Raw genomic sequence first — 20,183 nt, forward strand, 5'->3', positions numbered from 1 at the left:
TCAAAAACTTGTATTTTATGGAATTGAGCATTGCGATAGGCTCTCTAAAACCCGCCCTTTTCCATCAAATATTGAGCAATGCCTTTGACAGATTGGCGCATCGCATACTCATCGGCAGTGTAATCCAACACAATGCTGGCAATATAGAGTTCTCCTTTCAGCTGAAAGGCAAAGGTCGTACCCAACGCTTTTGAGTTTTGCCCCGTTTTTTCACCCATCCAAATCGCATTGGTGCCGCGTAAGCCGTCGTAGCCCAAGACCGTATCCTGTTGGCTGGTCAGGGCATCGATTAAAACGTCGTCGCCAGGATGAGCAAGACGGAAAATTTGCCGCATCATCTCGGTCAAATCGTTTGTGTCCATTGTGTTGGGCATCGAACCGGCATCGTCTGGGTACGTGTATTCCCCTACCAACTTGTAATCGACAAACGTACTGCTATAGCCGCGATCGCGCATCACCTGGTTAATATAATCCCGTCCCAGATAATCGATCAGCTGGTTGGTGGCAATGTTGCTACTCTGGTTGATCATTCGCATCAACAACTGGCGCAAGGGATACTCCGTTCCTACCCAAATATCGGAGGCATCTTCGGTATAGTTGCCATTGCTGACAAAAATCTTGGTATCTAGACTAATGTTTTCGGTCGTCAGCTTCTCCATTAACGCGATCGCAACGGGCACTTTAATCAAGCTGGCAGGGCTAGCCGGTAAAATATCTCCATTCAAGCGCCGACATTCGCCCTCAATATGACAGACCGTGATGTGAACTGATTCCAGGGGCAGCCCTGTTTGCTGGGCAATGTCTTTCAAAAAGTCAGACTGCGCCGTTTCATAAGCGTGGGTGGCAGTTTTTAACTGGTCGCGATACTCCTCTAACCTGACAGGCACATCGGGTGAAACTAACGATAATTCAGATATCTCTTCTAAGGAATTGACCGCTTCGTACCACAGGTCATAGATATTTTTGAGGGATTCGACAGAAGCATCTGGAGTCGATCGTCCCAGTCGCTCAGCTTGGGTCGCTGCCCGAGATGCTCGCTCCCATAAGTCTTGAGCTGTTTCTTCAATCTGAATGCGGATTTCAACTGCTTGCAGCGTACCCATTACCTCTGATGAGGCAGCAGAATTTTTTAGTTGGGTTCGCAGGCGATCGCGCAGCCGATACATGTCATCTACCGACTGAAAATCAGGCAGTTGAGACGTTTTTGAGTCGGGGGGTTCTAAGGCAGGAGCCAGTGCTGAAGAGGGATGCAGCAGAGCCGACCCACCCAACCATGTCAAAGCACCCATCAGGGCAAGGAGTAGATACCAAACCCGTTTCATTCCCATAACCTCATCCACCAACGCTCAAGCGTTACATTAAGCCATAACCCGTTTATCTTGGAAACTGGGAGTTTGCCATCGGCAAAACTCTAGCCCACAAAATACATTGGGTTTAATTTAGCAAATTCATCATATAGCAATCCGATTTGAATGATGTCAGGTTTTGAATATGGCAGACGCCCCCCTTTATGTTGTTGCCCGCATCGTGGCAAAAGCTGGATATGAAGATCGGGTCAAAGCGTTACTCCAAGAGCTGATTGAACCGACTCGCCAGGAAGCTGGGTGTATGCGATATGAGTTGTGTCAGAGTGCGGCGATCGCCACTGAGTTTGTTGTTCTGGAAGTCTGGCGCAGCGAAGCGGAGATGGAAGCTCATTTAGATTCAGACCATGTCCAGGAAGCTCTGCTAGAAAGTGGAGAATTCTTGGCTGAGCCACCTGAGATCCGACGATATCAAGTGTTGCAATGAGGCATACCCATAAGAAATGGTGATGCTCTCGATCTGGTGTTAATGGTTTGGAAAGGCGCGCGGAGCGTGCCTTTCCAAACCATTAACACCACAATTGAAGCACTTCCTGAGAAATGAGCTGACCTCTAAATCTTAAGACCCACCGATTCAATCACCTCAGGAGATCTCAAACTCCACTATCATCTATCAATAAAACTGCAACGCAATTCACAAAATCAGGTATAAATTACTAGAGATACACTAATCTTTAATGATGAAGGCACTTTGTCCTGAGCTTTATTGATCTGTGCTGAAAGAGTTGCTAGGCGGGGTGGTTCATCAGAAATTCCCTTACAACTCTAGCTATCAGGGCAAAAGTTCATGTAGACTCTGCCTGACGTTCTCATTTGACCAACTGTTATTGACGCCAAAATGCAAGTCCACCCATATCATTTGGCTGCCTTTATAGTATCTGCTGCCGTCGTCTTCGTGAGTACGCCAATTGTTAAACAAATTGGCTTAAAGAGTCGCCTTTACGATCCACCTGGAGGTCGTAAATTGCATAAGCGTCCGATGGTACGCCTGGGAGGTGTTTCCATCTTTCTCGGCACCTTAGTGGCACTCCTCACAGTTTGGGGCTTAGGCGGGTTTGGCATCTTACCGCACGATAAAGAATACGAAATTTGGGGCGTCACGGTCGGAGGTCTTGCCTTCTTCCTCATCGGGCTAGCCGACGATGTTTTCAACCTGTCGCCGCTGGTTCGGTTGCTATTGCAAGCGACGGTGGCAGGGTTCGCCTGGAATGCAGGGGTTCATATCGACTTTTTGACCGTTCCAACTATGGGCTTGGTCTCTTTACCTGCCTGGCTGAGCCTGCCGATCACAGTCATCTGGTTAGTGGGCATGGCGAATGCCATTAACTGGATTGACGGCTTAGACGGTCTTGCTGCCGGTGTCTCCGGAATTGCAGCCGTGATCATGTTGATCGTCTGCTTGTTTATGAACCAGCCCGCCGCTGCCCTGATTGCTGCGGCTCTAGCAGGGGGAACCCTTTGCTTTCTGCGTTACAATTTCAATCCCGCTCAGATCTTTATGGGGGATGGAGGAGCCTATTTTATTGGCTTTACCCTGGCAGGTGTGGGCGTGGTTGGCTTGGTCAAGAGTGTCACCACGGTAGCCGTGCTGTTGCCTTACTTGATTTTGGCAGTCCCGATTTTAGATATGTCTGCCGTCATTCTCGATCGCTTGCGGAATGGCAAATCTCCTTTCATTGCCGATAAACGACATCTGCACCATCGTCTGCTTCAAGCAGGGTTATCCCATCGATTTGCCGTGTTGTTTATTTATTCGCTGACCCTTTGGGCAGGCAGCCTGGCGCTCGCTTTCTCTGGAATTCCCAGTGGTGCAGGCTATGCGATCGGCGCAACGGTTTTGCTCAGTTACACTGGCTGGAAAGTCCGTCAATATTCTACCCGACAGCAATAAGATCACCAATAGAATCAGCAACAGTCATCCGTTGGAACTAAGATGATTGCTGAATCCAGCTATGAAATTGGGTGTGGGTGCCTCGCAGAGCGAGGCACCCACACCCAATTTCATAGCCCAAATCCACAGCACCGTTTATGATAATGAATATTAAGAAATGTAAAAATCTAGATTGAGAATGCGCATGGGACAGCGGCGAACGAACCGGGTTGTGGTGATCGGTGCAGGTATCGGTGGACTCACCACCGCAGCATTGTTGGCGCGTCGTGGGTACTCGGTTTTAGTCATTGATCAGGCACTGGTTCCCGGAGGATGCGCGTCTACATTTAAGCGACAGGGGTTTACGTTTGATGTGGGTGCCACACAAGTGGCTGGCTTAGAGCCAGGTGGAATTCATCACCGAATTTTTTCAGAGCTTGAAATCGATCTGCCAGCGGCAACACCGTGCGATCCCGCGTGTGCCGTTTATTTACCTGGTGAATCTGAACCCATTAGTGTCTGGCGCGATCGCCAACGCTGGCAACACGAACGACAACGCCAGTTTCCGGGTAGCGAGCCTTTCTGGCAACTTCTAAATTCGCTATTTCAAGCCAGTTGGCAATTTCAATCACGAGATCCCATTTTGCCACCCCGTAATTTGTGGGATGTTTGGCAATTAACTCAGGCAGTTCGACCTAATACGTTGCTGACGTTGCCCTATACCTTCGCCACAGTGGGTCAGGTATTGCGCGCTTATGGATTGGGTGAAGATCTACGGTTGAAAACCTTTTTAGACCTACAACTGAAGCTATATTCTCAGGTTGATGCCGAAGAAACCGCCCTGCTTTATGCAGCAACCGCATTAGGGGTATCTCAAACCCCTCAAGGGTTATATCACCTGCATGGCAGTATGCAAGTTTTAAGCGATCGCCTGGTTGCGGCACTGGAACGAGACCACGGCAAACTAATGATGCGTCATACAGCAACCCGAATTCACACCCATGCCGGGGCAGTCACGGGCGTTGAAATCCAAGACCTGAGAACTGGAAAAAGCTGGATTGAGCCAGCCGATCAGGTGGTTGCCAATGTCACTGTGCAAAATTTAGTAGACTTACTGGCAGAGCAAACTCCCTCAGGCTACCGACGACGGGTTGATAAATTGCCCCCCTCATCTGGCGCATTTGTGGTGTATCTAGGCGTTGATCAGGCTGCAATTCCACCCCACTGCCCACCCCACCTGCAATTTCTTTACGATTACGAAGGGGCGATCGCCGAGAACAATTCGCTATTTGTCTCGGTCAGCCATCCTGGAGACGGTCGGGCACCCGCCGGACAAGCCACTATTATTGCCTCATCCTTTACGGATCCCGCGATTTGGTGGCACTGTTCCGATTATGAAGCCCTAAAAGCAACCTATACTCAGCAGGCGATCGCCCGTCTAGCCCAATTCTTTCACCTCACGCCAGGCACCTTGCTATATCAAGAAGCTGCCACACCCAGAAGCTTTGCTCGGTTTACAGCTCGCGCTCAAGGGGTTGTCGGCGGGATTGGTCAACGAGTCTCGACCTTTGGACCCTTTGGCTTTGCCAATCGCACCCCCATCCAACAGCTCTGGCTCGTCGGTGACTCTACCCATCCCGGTGAAGGCACCGCAGGGGTCAGCTATTCGGCATTGACCGTAGTCCGGCAAATTGAAGCAATGGGTGTTTAAAACACTGTAGAGACGCGATGTATCGCGTCTCTACGGTTAACGGTTCTATTTTTCCAGGGGTGGTGAATCATGAATCATCCTGATCCCTACTTTCCAACTTCTACCCCCTAGTGTTGCAACGACTAAGTTTTACAGTGTGGACGGTGGGGGCGGTGCCCCCACGCAGGGGTGAAACCCCTGCCCCCGTTGCAAAATTTTTGATTGAGTCTACTAATTTTTGACTAACATGCCATCTTCCAGGTAGGTGACGCGATCGGCAACGTCAATAATGCGGGGATCGTGTGTCACCATCAGGACGGTGTGTCCGTTTTCTTTGGCTAATTTGCGGAGTAGATCAATCACAGCGTGACCACTTTGAGAGTCTAGGGCTGCGGTTGGCTCATCTGCCATGATCAGGGGAGGCTGTCCGGCTAAAGCGCGAGCGATCGCCACCCGTTGTTTTTGTCCACCCGATAATTCTTTGGGTAAATTCTTAGCCCGGTCGGCTAGACCGACTTGATCTAACAGCTGCATCGCTTCTAAGCGAGCCGCGCGTTCACCTACTCCTTTTACAGTCAGACCTAAGGCGATATTTTCCATTGCCGTCAGGGCAGGAAAAAGGTTGAATCCCTGGAAGATAAAGCCGATGTTATGCAACCGAAACTTGGATAGTTGGCTACGAGACATTTTGGTAATGTCTTTACCCAGCAGATGAACACTACCAGAGGTGGGGGTTAAGATTCCAGCCAGGATCGAGAGCAGGGTCGTTTTTCCAGACCCAGAGGGACCCATCAGCAGGTGGACATCTCCGGTATTAATCTCTAGATTAATATCTTGGAGAGCATGGAAAGACTGATTTCCCGCTTGGTAGATCATCTCCACACCCTGAGCTGCGATCGCCTTCGTCCTGGGCTTGAATTGGACGACGCTTCCCTGAGTTGCGAATTTTGTAACTTTGTTTTTCAAATCAATTTGAGCAGTCATGCGTTTGAATAAACTAGGGTGTGCATCTTGGGCAGCATTAACAAGTGAAGACAAGCAGTGTAGAGTGCGAGGAGATGATCAATTGAGAAGCTTTTCTTAGCTTAAGGTCTGAGCTTACTTCAAGACTTCATCCAATCGACTAGCCCTGTCAGGTGGTAGATGACATAGCTTATTTGTCACTGTTGTCGTCCGGATTTATGCAAAACTCAGTGATTTGATTCTTAACCCCATCATTAGCTTCACCACTGTTAGACTCATCTCCAGATTTCTCAAAAAATACCTGATAGCGCTTCGCGTTTGGATAGACAACGGTTCTTGTATAAGAGCCTCCGATTAACGCCCTGAGGCATTGCCATACATTTCATTATTGAGTTTACGCACAAGCAAGCTAACAGCTCAGTAATACCCTACACGGAATATTTATCTAAGGTTCATGCCTTGAAGACAATTGCTGGATCAACACGGGTTACCTTTTGAATCGCAAACACAGCGGAGCCGACACACATAAGAATTGTGATGCCAAAAATTCCGGCGGCGGTGATGGGTGTAATTAAAATCATGATGCCCTGAGTGGCAAGAGTCCAAGCTCCCAAACCCAAGCACAGTAAGACACTGGGCACATATCCTAAGACCGCCATCCAAAGGGATTGTTCCACAATGACTCGATAAAGCACCCAGTCGGATGCTCCCATTGCTTTTAGAGTGCCAAATTCTTTCAGGTGATCTGACACCGAAGCATAAAGAATTTGTCCGACGATGACCATGCCAACAATAACCCCAACCACAGCGCCCAATCCTAAGATGAAACCGATGCCGGTTCGGCGGATCCAGTAATTACGAGTTCGACTCGCCATTTCTGTTTGGGTCAGAGCAGTCGTTCCTGATAACGCTGAGTTCAGCCGTTGTTTCAGGGCTGTCAAATCTTGCCCTGGCTCCGCTTCAATCAACACGTAGGTGATCGCATCGCTGGCAGTCAGTGGCGCTGGCGCAGCCACAGCAGCGGTCGGGTCAACTTTAGAGTAGACGTTGGTGCAAACCAATTGCCCGGACTCCAAGTTGCAACTGGTTGTCGAGGTTAACCCCGAATTGCTGTAAGCATTGGCGGATACGAGGGAGGTAAATAGATAGGAACTAGACGCAATAAATTGGGTTCGTCGCGTTAGCCCAACCAATTTGGCTGGCAAAGCACTGATGGTGGCAGTTTCATTAAGATGGCTGAGGTCTAACGAATCTAAATTCGATCGATCCAGGATGAAACTGTAGGGTTGACTCAGATTTTTCCAATCGCCTTCAACAATTTGACCAGGGGTAAACAATTTACTTGCCGGGTCAAAGCCAATCAGGCGAACCGGAGCAATTTTGCCTTGGGGACTGCGCAAAACGGCACCTTTAATGCTCAACGCTTCGGCACGTCTTACCCCTTCCACTTGCTTAGCCTGATTGACTAAACCCGCCGGAATAGGAAGAGTTAGCTCTAGATAAACCATTTCGCTCGCAGAGATCCAAATATCTGCCCGAGAATTGTCAATCAGCGTTGTGGTTGAGCGGGTAAATCCGCTGAGAATGCCAGTTTGGATCGTCACAAGACTGACTGCAAACATAATCCCTGCCTGGGCAACCAAGAAGCGGGGAATATCTTCGAATAAGTTCTTGCGGGCGATCGAGGGCATGAATTAGGAGCTGGGAATGAGGGATTGGGGCTTGGGTGTGAGCGGAACCAGAATTTGGATATCGGTTGAGTTGGTGGAACGTTGAATCCCTTAATGTTGAGTCTAGGCTTTGGGGCTAGGGTTTAGATTAGCCCTATCTAAATTTATCCTGAGCCTGGTTTCTGTAGCGTTCGACATGTGACAGTGACGAAATTGTAGGGCGATCGCCACCCAACTTACGACATTGCTTCTAGCCCGTACACTTTTTCTCAACAGAATTTTCCTGATTCTGATAGATTTTGTGTCGGAGTCATTAAATTCTATAAGGGCTTAGCCTTTGGGCAAGGATTTTCGAGCTAAGTCAAGGATTTTTTACCCAATGCTAAGCCCCTACGCCAGGCGAATCTAACCAAACCCAATTCTGTTTGAGAGAGCGGCGGCTCCGCCGCTCTCTCAAACAGAAAAGACTTTCGGTTTATTTTTGGAAGCGCGGCGGAGCCGCGCTTCCAAAAATAAATCTTCGGTTTTATTAAATCCATGATCCTAAGGACATAGGGTTTGAGGCACAGCCAGGATACCCGTCAGGCGACCTCCCTGGATTAGATATGTCTGAGATCAGGCGATCGCCATGGCACCTTTGAGTTCAAAGATTTTCTCAATTACACTTTCTACAACGCGATCGGGCGTTGAAGCCCCAGAAGTGATCCCCACGACAATCGAACCATCGGGCAACCAGTTTTCTTTGACGTCTAACGGTTGATTCAACGGTTTGTGTTCGATGCGATTGCCCGAACCAATGCGATCGCTACTGTCGATGTGATAAGACGGAATGCCTCTTTCAACTGCGATTTCTTGAAGATGGGTAGTATTTGAGGAATTGTAGCCGCCGATCACCACCATCAGGTCTAAAGGTTCATCGACCAGGGTCAACATGGCGTCTTGGCGCTCTTGCGTGGCATCACAGATGGTATTGAAGCTGAGGAAGTGCTGATTTAAGCGATCGGGCCCGTACTTTTTCATCATCGTGTGCTCAAACAGCTTGCCGATTTGCTCGGTTTCCCCTTTCAGCATCGTGGTTTGGTTAGCAATCCCCACTCTTTCTAAATCGCGATCGGGATCAAACCCAACCGAGTGAGCCTTGCTAAATTTCGCCATAAATTCATCGCGATCGCCACCGTTGAGAATGTAATCGCAGACGTATTGCGCTTGCGCCAGATTGAGCACAATCAAATAGGTTCCGGCAAAAGAACTGGTCGCGATCGTCTCTTCGTGGTTGTACTTACCGTGGATGATCGACGTATGCTCTACTTTTTTGTGCTTTTCGACCGTATTCCAGACTTTTGACACCCAGGGACAGGTTGTATCTACGATGGTGCACCCTTTGTCATTTAGCAATTGCATCTCCTGGACACTGGCTCCAAACGCAGGCAGGATGACGACGTCACCCTGTTCCACCACCGAAAAATCTTTAACCCCTGCATCCACGGCAATAAAGTGGACGTTCATCTCCAGCAATCGTTGATTGACCGATGGATTGTGGATGATTTCGTTGGTGATCCAGATGCGTTCGTGGGGAAAATGCTGACGGGTTTCATATGCCATTGCGACTGCCCGTTCCACCCCCCAACAAAAGCCAAATGCCTCTGCCAACCGAATCGTCACTTGACCCCGCGTCAGGGTGTAGTTTTGCTCACGAATCTGCTGAATCAGATGACTCTGATATTCAGACTGCATCATGTCCGATACTTCAGTTTCGTGCCCGAACCCTTTGCGATGGTAGTTATCAGAGTGGTTGAGCGATCGCTTAAATGCTTTTGTGTCCATACTGCTTTTTATGGGTACACCGTCTGGCTAGAACTATACAAACAGCCTATCAGATTGAGAGGCAGAGGGACGGAGCGGTCGAGACGCGATTTGGGGCGATGAAATGTGATGTGAGTGCCGCGCTCCGCGCGGCACTCACGCCACATTTCATAAAATTCGTGGAGATGCAATTCATCACGCCTCTACTCTGGATCTAATTCCATCTGGCTATAGAGTTCCAGGGCAGTGCGCCAAACTAAGTAGCCCTGATCATTGAGGTGTAAGCCATCGGTGGTCAACGAGGGCGTGAGATTGCCTTTGGCATTGGCAAAGAGGGGATAAAGATCGAGGTAATTGACCTTTTCAGCCGTAGCCACAATTTTGATGCGATCGTTGAGACGCTGAATTCGACTATTGGGGATCTCTAGCAGGCGATCGCGTCCTTCCCAGGTTGAGGCTTCTGCGGCATGGGGCAAAATTGACTGCACGACCAATTGGGCACGGGGATGAGCGCGTTTGAGCGCCCGAATAATTTCTCGTTGGTTGGCAATAATCGTTTCATCGCTCACACCCCGAATCAAATCGTTGATGCCGATCATGAGAAAAATCGTTTCGGGTCGGGTCGGGTCGAGTAAATCTACCCGTCGCAATAAACCCGCTGTAGTTTCCCCGGAAACCCCCTGATTTAGCCAATTTCGCTCTACTGAGAGTAACTCCGGCGGAAACCAAAGACTCAACGAGTCGCCTAACAAAACTGTCAAATGAGGCGGTTTATTTTGGGCAGCGACTTTTGCTTCTTGGGCAAGGAGATCGACCCATTGCTGGTAACTCAGTTGATGACGGGGACCCAACTGAGGTGGTTGTGGAGATGGGGTAGCGTTAGTGGCGATCGCCCTTGTGGTTGAGGCGTTTGCCTGAAAACCTGGAGCAAAATCCAGACTTCTGAAGAGAATCAGAAGCATGACACTGGCTAGCACACCATTAACGGCTAGAAGGATTAATGTCCAGGTGTGAACACGTTTGAAAGAGTTAGACACCAGAGCAAACTAGAATATGGGGCTGAGCAGAACAGAACGTTGAAAAGATTTTAGCGATAAAACTCAGCAAAGTTTCCTCAGATTTATAGCAATTTTTAATGATGAGGCGATCGCCATAGCACCTCCCACAAAATACCTCGTACTTCGCGCAATTGAGGATTGCGATAGCCGTCCTAAGGATCACAAATTAATTAAAACCCGGAAGATTTATGTTTGGACGCGCGGCGGAGCCGCGCGTTCAAACATAAATCTTCGGTTTTATTAAATCCACGATTCTAAATGAGTTGCAAGATCAGTGGGTTGTGAGGCACGGAGTGCCCCATAGCGCCGTGCTGAAGCAACCCGTACCACGCTACACAAAAAAGAGTTTCTCTAAAACCTAGAGAAACTCTACCATTCACTTTGGAGTTAGTTATTTAAAGGAGAACCGATAAGTATTAGAACGTTGTTCCAGCCACTCCTCCAGCACTGCTGGCACTGCTCACTGAACTCACTGGCATACCGCTGGAATCTTTGACGAAGCCTGCATACGCCTCCATGCCATGTTCGCCAATATCCAACCCCATGAGTTCTTCTTCCGCAGTCACGCGAATGCCCAAAGTTGCCTTCAGAACAATCCAGAAAATCGAAGATAAGACGACCGTAATCAAACCACACAGCAATGTGCCAGCGATTTGAATCCCCAGTTGGCTAACTCCACCCCCGTGGAACAAGCCTGCGGCGGGTCCAAATCCTTCGGTATACAATGCACCCACTTGATCACTCGGACCAACGGCAAATAAACCGACGGCGATCGTTCCCCATGTGCCATTGACCAGGTGAACAGAAATAGCCCCGACGGGATCATCGATTCGCAAGCTATCGAAGAAGCCAACGGCAAAGACAACCAAAATACCGCCGATCGCGCCAATCACCGCAGCCTCACCCACTGTGACAAACGCGCAAGGTGCTGTAACCGCCACCAAACCTGCCAGAAGACCGTTGATGATCATCGACAGGTCAGGCTTACCCATGTACAACCAGGCCACGATAGTCGCGGCAACGCTACCGAATGCTGCTGCCGTATTGGTCGTCAGAGCGATATGGGCAATCAGAGAACCATCGCCTACCGCCATGGTCGAACCGGGGTTAAACCCAAACCAACCCAACCAGAGGATTAAGCATCCTAAGGTGGCAATGCTCATATTGTGACCGGGCAGAGCCTGAGGAGTGCCATCTTGCGAATACTTGCCAATCCGTGGACCGAGGAACGCAGCCCCCATTAGTGCTGCCCAACCGCCAACCGCGTGAACCACGGTAGAACCGGCAAAGTCCCACAGTTTACCACCCAGCAGACCGCCACCCCAAACCATATGACCTGTAATGGGGTAAGCAATGCCGACCAACAGCAAACTGAAAATCAAAAAGTCAACGAATTTAATCCGTTCTGCAACCGCACCAGACACGATGGTTGCAGCTGTTCCGGCAAATACTAACTGGAAGAAGAACTTAGCCTTGAGAGGCACACCTGTCCAGCTGATCGCGTTGTAGACGCCCTCATAGGCATCGCCCGTTGCCGGACTGTTATCCATTCCAGAGAGGAAGAAAAGACCCGAGGTGCCGAAGAAAGGATTGCCATCGCCAAACATCAGACCCCAACCAATGACCCAGTAGGCAATGGTAGATAGGGCAAACACAATCAGGTTTTTGCCCAACACGTTGACGGCGTTTTTCTGGCGACAGAAACCCGTTTCTAACATACAAAAACCAGCGTTCATGAAGAACACCAGCATGGCAGCGACCATGACCCAGAGCGTATCTAGACCCACTTTCAGCCCATCCACGCTAGACGCGACAGTTTCAAGTGTCGGTGCGTCTTGAGCGACGGCAGCAAAGCCACTGGCTAAGACAATCAAGCAAGCGAGGGGAATGCAGGCTTGCCAACTAGGAGAGAGGTTTCTAACCGAATTTGGCAGATCTTGAAAGAAGTCTGAAACATGGGCAGCAGCAACTTTAACCGTTAAAGTCGTATGCCTGTTTCTACTTCTCCTTTTTTTGAGAGCTAGTTTAGACATCATTACCGGACGTTCCTTAAGCAACAAATTCAACTCGAAGGTTTAGACCAATTGAAATGATTCCAGAATTTAGATCAGAGGAATAACCATCGTGATCAATAAAGATTAAATCTCAAAGAGCCCTTGAGTCTGAGATCAGCCCCCTACTCGATCAGTAGGGATTACCTCAGTAGCAGCCAACACACAACCTGAAAACCAGATGTCAACAGATTTGAACAACTGTCCTGAGGAGGGTCTTACAACAGTAGATGAATCATAAAGATTGCACCAATTCTTAAGAAGTGAATTCTGTATAGTGGAATACATTTGATTTTTTGCTCCCCGGTCGAGTCCGGACTTTCTTGCTCGTAGAGAGGAATAGAGAATTCTGGAGCCATATTTGGAATTTCGAGAATTTTAGGGTTTTGCTTGAATCTCACGGACTCACCCACGTCAATTTGGTCACGTGACGTTTGCAAGAAAGCCGTAATCCTACTTTTTCTAGTTTTGGTAGTCTTTTGGTAGTCCCAGAAATATCATGATTTTTTGTGGCGCGAGATAGGCGGGTTGTGAGAGGCGCACCCCTTCGGGGTGCGCCTCTCACAACCCATTTGGGATTGCCATAGCAATTGAATGGTGAATTAGACGGGGTGCCGGGGTGGAATCCCCATCCGGGAGCACAGCCCCGCGCCCCTGTTTTAACCAGCCCTTCAGTGGCTATGGCTGGGAGAATTTGGTGCGGCATAGATGGTTTCATCTTCTTTGCGCCACGCCGGGTCAACGATGCAAATAAAAATCAAGGGTTCAGTGCCACAATTGTGGATAAATTGTCTGGCATTGGGTGGGATGTAGACGGTATCGCCAGGTTCTAAAACTTGAGTCTCATCGTCAATGTGCATTTCACCCTGCCCACTCAGAATGTAATACACCTCTGATGTGGTCAGAGAATGAGCAATGGAGGTCTGACCGACCGGGACAATCGCATGGGCAAGGCTATAGCGAAGGGCGATCGCCTGTTTGTCAGGATGGAGCATTTCACGCAACAGTGTGCCATCCCCGGCAGTGAATTCTTCACAATCGCTTAATTTGCGGACAAGCATAAATTTTTTATAGCGCTTCGCGCCTAGTTATCAATAACAGGTGTGGTGTGAGAGCCTCGCTCCGCGCGGCTTTCACACCACAGCTTACACTTCACGCCATTGAAAATTGCGATCAATCAACCCAGCTTAAATCAAGCTGTAGGCAAGGATAAGCGTCAACAGCGTTAAGGGCAAGCCAAATCGTAAATGTTCCCAAAATGTTAGCGTATAGCCTAAGTTTGCAGCGGCTTCGACCACAATTAAGTTGGCAACAGAGCCGAAGATCGTCATATTCCCGGCAAGCGTTGAGCCTGCGGCTAAGAGTAACCAGGCATGAGTGTCTGTCGGGTCGATCAGCGGTTGCAGCAGGAGGACGGCAGGAACGTTGGAAATCAAGTTAGATAGCACGGTGACGACACTCAATAAGCCCAGAGATGAACTGGCAAACGGCGTTAGCACGGTCAGCAACCCCATTTTTTCCGTCGCCGTGGTGAGAATGAACAACCCAGAAAACAGGACGAGCAAATTCCAATCCACCTCTTTCAAGACGCGGTTGGGTTTGACGCGACGGGTGATTAACAGCAACGCCGCCGCCGTCAGGGCTGACACACCCAGCGGCGCACCCAGAGCGAACGCCAGCAATAGCCCTGTGGTAATTACGACCGTTTTAGTCAACAGGGGTTTGATCAGTCGATAACGCAGTTTGGGCAGGTCTGGGTGAGGTTGGAGCGATCGCACTTCTGGATAAACCAACGCCAGCAGGATGAGTTGTAAGACCAATCCCATCAGGGCAACCGGCGCAAGCGCCTGGGCAAAGCTGAGATAGCCGATGTGAGAGAAGGAGCCAATGAGAATGTTTTGGGGATTGCCGCTGAGGGTTGCCACGGAGCCAATGTTGGTAGCAGCAGCGATCGCCAGTAGATAGGGCACCGGATTGAGTCGGAGGGCTTGGGTCAAAGTCAGCGTTAAGGGAGTGCAAACAATTGCCAGCGTGTCATTGAGAAAAAAAGCTGACAAAATGCCACTGCCAAAGCTAAGCAGAGTCAGCAAGCCAAAGGGACTGGAAGTTAACCGCAATAATGAAACCAGTGCCAGTTGAAAAAACCCGGAGTAGGACAGATGAGCATTGACAATCATCATGCTGAGCAAAAAGACGATGGTTGCCGGATCGATCGCATTCCAGGCATCGTCCAGTGTCAAGACACCCAACGCCACAAGTAAGGCAGACCCTACCAGGGCGATCGTCGGGCGATTCATCCGTAAACCAGGCAATTTACCTAACCCCAGCCCCAGATATGTTAGTCCTAACAGTCCATATTGAAGAACCAGTTGTAGCACCGCCAGCAAAACGATTTCCCCCAATCATGGTGTCTTTAGGATCGTGGATTTAATAAAACCCAATTCTGTTTGAGAGAGCGACGGCTCCGCCGTCGCTCTCTCAAACAGAATTACAGGTTATTTCATTTGCGATCCTTATCATGGTGTCTTTGATTGTAGAGTTGTGGAGCGCTTGCACGGCACCACCCACCCCCCATTAGCTGGAGCAGTGAGATTGCGGATGAATACTCCCACCCATTTCCTCATGACGGCGACACTTAACCAGGCATTGCCCCGAGTTCCCATTGTGACCAGCGCCTTTTTGTTGGGTTCCGTTGCGCCCGATCTGCCCCTGTGGTTGTTGTCCGGGGGTGGGGGGTTATACCTTCACTATGGGCTGGGTTGGGATATGTCAGCCATTGCCCATTTGATGTTTGACGATCTGTACTTTCATAACCCGGTATGGCTGGCAGCCCATAACTTTTTGCACGCACCTTTATTGTTGCTATTAGGGTTAGCCATCGTGTGGCGATCGCGTCGTCAGATTGGGTCTCCTCAACGCTGGCTATTTTGGTTTTTTCTCGCCTGTTTATGGCATTCTGTGGTGGATATTTTCACCCATGTTGATGATGGACCGCTGATCTTTTTTCCGTTTGATTGGACGACTCGATTTCGTAGTGCCATTAGCTATTGGGACGATCGCTATTTTGGACGAGAAGTGCAACGGTTTGAGCAAATCATGGACATCGGGTGTCTACTCTATCTCCTCACCCCTCGGATTTATCGCTCTTTACGCAAGCTAAAACACGGCTGAGGGACGAGTGCTTCGGAACATAAGACCTCCGAGGTTTTCGAAAACCTCGGAGGTCTTGGGAGAGCCATCAGCAACCAGAGATCCTGAAGATCAAGGCTGACAAGGCAAGAGAGAGCAACTTATAGATAAAGTTGACATCGTGTTTTTTGAACACTAAGATAGGTGTTATAAGAACACAAAAATCCCATGAAACAACGATTTGAGATCGCCACAGGTTCGGTCATTGGGAGGGACCATCTCCGCTTAGGAAAAAACAATCAGGATGCTTACTACAGCTTGATGACAGACCAATGTGCGATCGCCGTCGTCTGTGATGGCTGCGGCAGCGGTCGGCACAGTGAAGTGGGAGCCAAATTGGGGGCACACATCATTGTCAACACCCTGCATCAAACCTGGCTTAACGTTTCACAGACCGAAGCGTGTGATAGCCAGGAGTTTTGGCACTCGGTTTGGCGATCCGTTCTCTATCGGCTGAAGGATCTGGTGATGCTGTTGGGCGCAGATGGGTCTGGAGCAAACCCCGGCACAGCCATCTGCCAAATTGTGCAAGAGTATCTGCTCTTCACCACGGTTGGGGTTCTGATCACCGACACGATAACGGTGTTGTTTGGCAATGGCGATGGGGTGATGCGGCTAAACGGCGACGCCATTCCCCTGCCCAAATTTTCTAACAATGCCCCGCCCTATCTGGCATACGCATTGCTGGAAACTCTCCCATTTCCACCCGACCAATTGCAGTTTCACCTCTATCGCACCGTGCCTACCGAAACGGTGCAGTCTCTCTTAATTGGCACGGATGGGGTAGATGATTTAATCGCGATCGCCGATCAATCTCTACCGGGACAGTCAGAACCGATCGGAGCGATCGCGCAATTTTGGCAACGCGATCGCTACTTCACCAATCCCGATCAGATCCGCCGCCGGTTATCGTTGATCAATCGGGAGGTGAACCAGCCTGATTGGCAGACTCAGCAGATCAGGCGAGAAGGAGGATGGTTGCCAGATGATACGACCTTGATCGTGATGAGAGGAAAGCGGTGATGTTGGGAGCGATCGCAGGTGACATGATTGGCTCAGTGTATGAGTTTAACAATCGCAAGACCAAGGACTTTCAGCTATTTAACGCCACCAGTAGTTTTACGGATGACTCCATTTTGACAGTGGCGGTGGCGGATGTGCTGCTCAATGGCGGTGAGTATGGAACAGCATTTAAGCAGTATTATCAGCGCTATCCCAACCCCATGGGGGGATATGGTGCCCGGTTTGCAGCCTGGGCAGCATCGCCGCAATCCGCACCCTACCACAGTTGGGGCAATGGGTCGGCGATGCGGGTCAGCCCCATCGGGTTTGCCTTTGAGGACTTGGATACTGTCTTGCACAAAGCAGAACGAACGGCAGCCGTTACCCATAACCATCCCGAAGGGATTAAGGGGGCTCAGGCAACCGCTGCTGCCATTTTCCTGGCACGTCAGGGGCGCAGTAAGGTGGAAATCCAGGCCTATATCGAATCTCAGTTTGGTTACGATTTGAGGCGATCGCTGGATGACATTCGTCCGCTGTATCAGTTCAATGAATCCTGTCAGGAAACAGTGCCAGAAGCCCTGATTGCTTTTTTGGCATCCGTTGATTTTGAAGATGCCATTCGCAACGCCGTGTCGTTAGGAGGTGATTCAGATACGTTGACCTGCATTACTGGGGGAATTGCCCACGCCTTTTATGGCAATGTTCCAGAGGCGATCGCCTTAGAGGTATTGAATCGTTTAGATCCGTTTCTGCGTCAAACCACCGAATTATTTATGGCTCGATATGGTGTCATGCCTTAGGATCGTGGATTTAATAAAACCGAAGATTTATTTTTGGAAGCGCGGCGGAGCCGCGCTTCCAAAAATAAACTTCCGGGTTTTAATTAATTTGTGATTCTTAACCATCCAATTTTGTCAGGGCGTAGCATTTAGACGTTGAACCGTAAGGAGTCCAAAGACAATGGCAAATTCACCGCTTGTGGATTTTTATTGGGGTCAGGCTCCGGACGCTACCGGACGGATGATTGATGAGATTTGGGGATGGCAGTCTCGCCAGTTGGAAGGGGTTCACGACTACATCCAATGGTTGTTTCCTTTACCAGAACGGAGTCAATTTAATCGTCACGCTCCTGTATTAACTCAGGCAGATATGAAGACGTTTAGAACGCATCCTGATTTACAACAGCGTGTAGAGCGATCGCTCCTAGTCATGCTCAAATTTTACGGGTTTCAGCGTCAAATCACTGCCGATCATCAAGTTGCCGTAGAACTCTTAGAACGCACTTCAAATCGTAGTTTGCATTGGCTTAAGCTAAGCAACCATAACTACTTAAGATTGACGCGAATTTTAACCAGTTTACGCTTATTGGGGCTGGAAGATTACGCTCAAGCCTTGTTTGTTGCATTAGATCAAGTGTATCAAACGCATAGCCACAGTATTGGCGATCGCACGTATGATTTCTGGCGCGAAGCAGTGACAAAAGTTATCCCTCCGATAGAACCCTAAAACGCTGCTCAACTCAACATGATTACTCTATCAACCACGCTCACCAGTGGTTCCATCTTCCTATGGACATTTTTATCAATGGGAAAAAACTACGATTAAAGCCGACCCAGGCGATCGCCAAAGGGGGTGAAGCCGATATTTTTGATATCGGGAATGGAACCGTCTTGAAGTTGTTTAAACCACCCCATCACCCCGATTACCAAGCCTTTCCCCACGAACAACACGCCGCACGCGATCGCCTCGCTCGCCATCAGCAAAAACTACCCCAATTTCCCCAGCATTTACCTCAACGGGTCATCGCTCCCACCGCCTTAGCCACGGATAAAACCGGACAGATCCTGGGCTACACGATGTCTTTTATGACCGGAGCCGACCTGTTACTGCGCTATAGCGAACGCAGCTTTCGCCAATCGGGCATCAGCCATGCGACCGTTGTCGATATTTTTCAAGATTTACACGACACTGTTGCTAAATTGCATTTTGCCGGAGTGGTGATCGGCGATTTCAATGATCTAAATGTGCTGGTGAAAGGTACGGACGCTTACCTGATTGACGCTGATTCTTTTCAATTTGGTGGGTTTCCCTGCACGGTGTTTACCGCACGGTTTGTCGATCCACTGTTGTGCGACCCCCACGCTACCCAACCGATTCTACAGCAGCCTCATACTACTGACTCCGATTGGTATGCCTTTACAGTGATGCTGATGCAGTGTCTACTCTTTGTTGAACCCTATGGTGGTGTCTATAAGCCTCAGAATACAACGAAACGAATCGTGCAAACGGCACGATCGCTGCATCGCATCACGATCTTTCATCCAGACGTTAAATATCCCAAACCTGCAATTCCTTACACAGTTTTATCCGATGATTTACTTCATTACTTTCATCAGGTATTTGAACACGATCAGAGAGGTGAATTTCCGCGATCGCTCCTGGAAAATTTACGCTGGCAAACTTGCACCCACTGTGGTCAAGAACACGCTCGTCCAAGCTGTCCCCAGTGCCTTAGTCTACACTCGATTCCCTCTCGATCAACGACCTCAAAAACGGTCAGAGGAACGGTCACAGCCACCTATTTATTCCGCACAGATGGCGTTATTGTAGTGGCGTCCGTAACGCAAGATCAGCTGCATTGGCTCTACCACGATCAGGGTCAGTTCAAACGCGAAGATAGCTCTGTGGTGTTAACTGGCGATCGCCATCCTCACTTACGCTGGCGCATTCAGGGCAAGACCACATGGCTGGGATATCAGGGGCAGGTTGTGCTGTTAGGTCGCAATTCATCCACTAGTAGCGAACTATCTACTCCAGAACGCATTGCTGTCGATAGCCAAACCCATACTCCCCTATTTGACACCAACGAGTCTGATATTTACTGGATTCATCAAGGGCAATTGCTCCATACGTCCCACAGCCTTTTTCCCACTCCCTATCCCCAGGCTTATATCGGCGATGTACTCGCCGGACAAACCCATTTTTGGGTCGGTTCTCACTTCGGATTTGGATTTTATTGCGCTGGCGATCTCAAGGTTGCCTTTGTATTTGATGCCCACCGACCCGGTATCAACGACCGTGTCAATCTTCCCACCTGGCAAGGGCAATTGATCGATACCACCTGCACCTTCAGCCGCGATCGCCTCTGGTTATTCCTCACCACCCAAGAACGGGGTCAGCTTCACTATCGCTGTGTTGTGATTCATGCCGATGGCAGCGTCATCGCTCAGGCGCAAGCGGTGCAAGGAGATGATCACTGGTTAGCAACCCTGGGGAATGGGCGATCGCACACTCAAACCTGCCCCTACTGTGCCGTCGGCAATTTTCTCCTAGCTGCCACCGACGACGGCATCATCCGCATCGAGCCGCTCAACGGACAACTTCTACTCAGCAAAACCTTTCCCGACACCGAACCCTTTGTTGACAGCCACTCCCAACTTCTGGCAGGGCAACACGGTTTATACGTCATTCACCCCCACCAGATCTACCACCTCCAACTCAGCTGAAACAGGGTTTGGAG

16 protein-coding genes are annotated in these 20,183 nt (G+C 49.5%); 8 read left to right on the forward strand and 8 right to left on the reverse strand.

Going from position 1 to position 20,183, the window contains the following annotated elements; all coding sequences use genetic code 11:
- Nucleotides 1-44 precede the first annotated feature (44 nt).
- Entirely contained in the window at nt 45-1,322 is a 1,278-nt protein-coding gene (locus ACR6Z4_RS25385; protein ID WP_479720133.1) for a serine hydrolase, read from the reverse strand.
- A 169-nt stretch (nt 1,323-1,491) separates the two neighbouring features.
- Here ACR6Z4_RS25385 and ACR6Z4_RS25390 point away from each other — a divergent pair, with 169 nt between their 5' ends.
- The 3 genes from ACR6Z4_RS25390 to crtD all read left to right on the forward strand — a co-directional run bounded on the left by ACR6Z4_RS25390 (nt 1,492) and on the right by crtD (nt 4,945).
- Complete coding sequence (locus tag ACR6Z4_RS25390) at nt 1,492-1,791, forward strand: putative quinol monooxygenase (RefSeq protein WP_479720134.1); 300 nt, start codon at nt 1,492-1,494, stop codon at nt 1,789-1,791.
- Nucleotides 1,792-2,202: 411 nt separating this feature from the next.
- Nucleotides 2,203-3,255, forward strand: coding sequence for a glycosyltransferase family 4 protein (locus ACR6Z4_RS25395; protein WP_479720135.1), 1,053 nt, complete (start codon nt 2,203-2,205; stop codon nt 3,253-3,255).
- 184 nt (nt 3,256-3,439) lie between these two features.
- Nucleotides 3,440-4,945 (forward strand): C-3',4' desaturase CrtD, encoded by a 1,506-nt coding sequence (gene crtD, locus ACR6Z4_RS25400; RefSeq protein ID WP_479720136.1) that lies wholly within the window; start codon nt 3,440-3,442, stop codon nt 4,943-4,945.
- A gap of 210 nt (nt 4,946-5,155) precedes the next feature.
- Here the strand turns inward: crtD and ACR6Z4_RS25405 are convergent, their stop codons facing one another.
- The 7 genes from ACR6Z4_RS25405 to ACR6Z4_RS25435 all read right to left on the reverse strand — a co-directional run bounded on the left by ACR6Z4_RS25405 (nt 5,156) and on the right by ACR6Z4_RS25435 (nt 14,871).
- Nucleotides 5,156-5,800 carry an ABC transporter ATP-binding protein gene (locus tag ACR6Z4_RS25405; protein ID WP_479720158.1) on the reverse strand — a complete coding sequence of 215 codons (645 nt, stop codon included), beginning with the start codon at nt 5,798-5,800 and terminating at the stop codon, nt 5,156-5,158.
- 539 nt (nt 5,801-6,339) lie between these two features.
- Nucleotides 6,340-7,578 (reverse strand): FtsX-like permease family protein, encoded by a 1,239-nt coding sequence (locus ACR6Z4_RS25410; RefSeq protein ID WP_479720137.1) that lies wholly within the window; start codon nt 7,576-7,578, stop codon nt 6,340-6,342.
- 594 nt (nt 7,579-8,172) lie between these two features.
- Nucleotides 8,173-9,381 (reverse strand): 4-hydroxy-3-methylbut-2-enyl diphosphate reductase, encoded by a 1,209-nt coding sequence (locus ACR6Z4_RS25415; protein WP_479720138.1) that lies wholly within the window; start codon nt 9,379-9,381, stop codon nt 8,173-8,175.
- Between the two features lie 182 nt (nt 9,382-9,563).
- Nucleotides 9,564-10,397, reverse strand: a complete 834-nt coding sequence (locus ACR6Z4_RS25420; protein ID WP_479720139.1) for an SGNH/GDSL hydrolase family protein — start codon at nt 10,395-10,397, stop codon at nt 9,564-9,566.
- A gap of 437 nt (nt 10,398-10,834) precedes the next feature.
- On the reverse strand, nt 10,835-12,454 hold the full coding sequence (locus tag ACR6Z4_RS25425; protein WP_479720140.1) for an ammonium transporter: 1,620 nt from the start codon (nt 12,452-12,454) through the stop codon (nt 10,835-10,837).
- Between the two features lie 686 nt (nt 12,455-13,140).
- Nucleotides 13,141-13,530, reverse strand: a complete 390-nt coding sequence (locus ACR6Z4_RS25430) for a cupin domain-containing protein (RefSeq protein ID WP_479720141.1) — start codon at nt 13,528-13,530, stop codon at nt 13,141-13,143.
- 126 nt (nt 13,531-13,656) lie between these two features.
- On the reverse strand, nt 13,657-14,871 hold the full coding sequence (locus tag ACR6Z4_RS25435) for an anion transporter (protein ID WP_479720142.1): 1,215 nt from the start codon (nt 14,869-14,871) through the stop codon (nt 13,657-13,659).
- 196 nt (nt 14,872-15,067) lie between these two features.
- Between ACR6Z4_RS25435 and ACR6Z4_RS25440 the strand changes: the two genes are divergently transcribed.
- The 5 genes from ACR6Z4_RS25440 (at nt 15,068) to ACR6Z4_RS25460 (ending at nt 20,169) form a co-directional block, all read left to right on the forward strand.
- Complete coding sequence (locus ACR6Z4_RS25440) at nt 15,068-15,640, forward strand: metal-dependent hydrolase (protein WP_479720143.1); 573 nt, start codon at nt 15,068-15,070, stop codon at nt 15,638-15,640.
- 186 nt (nt 15,641-15,826) lie between these two features.
- Entirely contained in the window at nt 15,827-16,681 is an 855-nt protein-coding gene (locus ACR6Z4_RS25445; protein ID WP_479720144.1) for a protein phosphatase 2C domain-containing protein, read from the forward strand.
- Nucleotides 16,681-17,463 (forward strand): ADP-ribosylglycohydrolase family protein, encoded by a 783-nt coding sequence (locus ACR6Z4_RS25450; protein ID WP_479720159.1) that lies wholly within the window; start codon nt 16,681-16,683, stop codon nt 17,461-17,463. The genes ACR6Z4_RS25445 and ACR6Z4_RS25450 overlap by 1 nt, the downstream gene beginning before the upstream one ends.
- Nucleotides 17,464-17,623: 160 nt before the next feature.
- On the forward strand, nt 17,624-18,169 hold the full coding sequence (locus ACR6Z4_RS25455; protein ID WP_479720145.1) for an opioid growth factor receptor-related protein: 546 nt from the start codon (nt 17,624-17,626) through the stop codon (nt 18,167-18,169).
- A 62-nt stretch (nt 18,170-18,231) separates the two neighbouring features.
- Nucleotides 18,232-20,169, forward strand: a complete 1,938-nt coding sequence (locus ACR6Z4_RS25460) for a hypothetical protein (RefSeq protein WP_479720146.1) — start codon at nt 18,232-18,234, stop codon at nt 20,167-20,169.
- The last annotated feature ends 14 nt before the right edge of the window (nt 20,170-20,183 follow it).

This window comes from Calyptranema fuscum S582 (assembly GCF_055793305.1).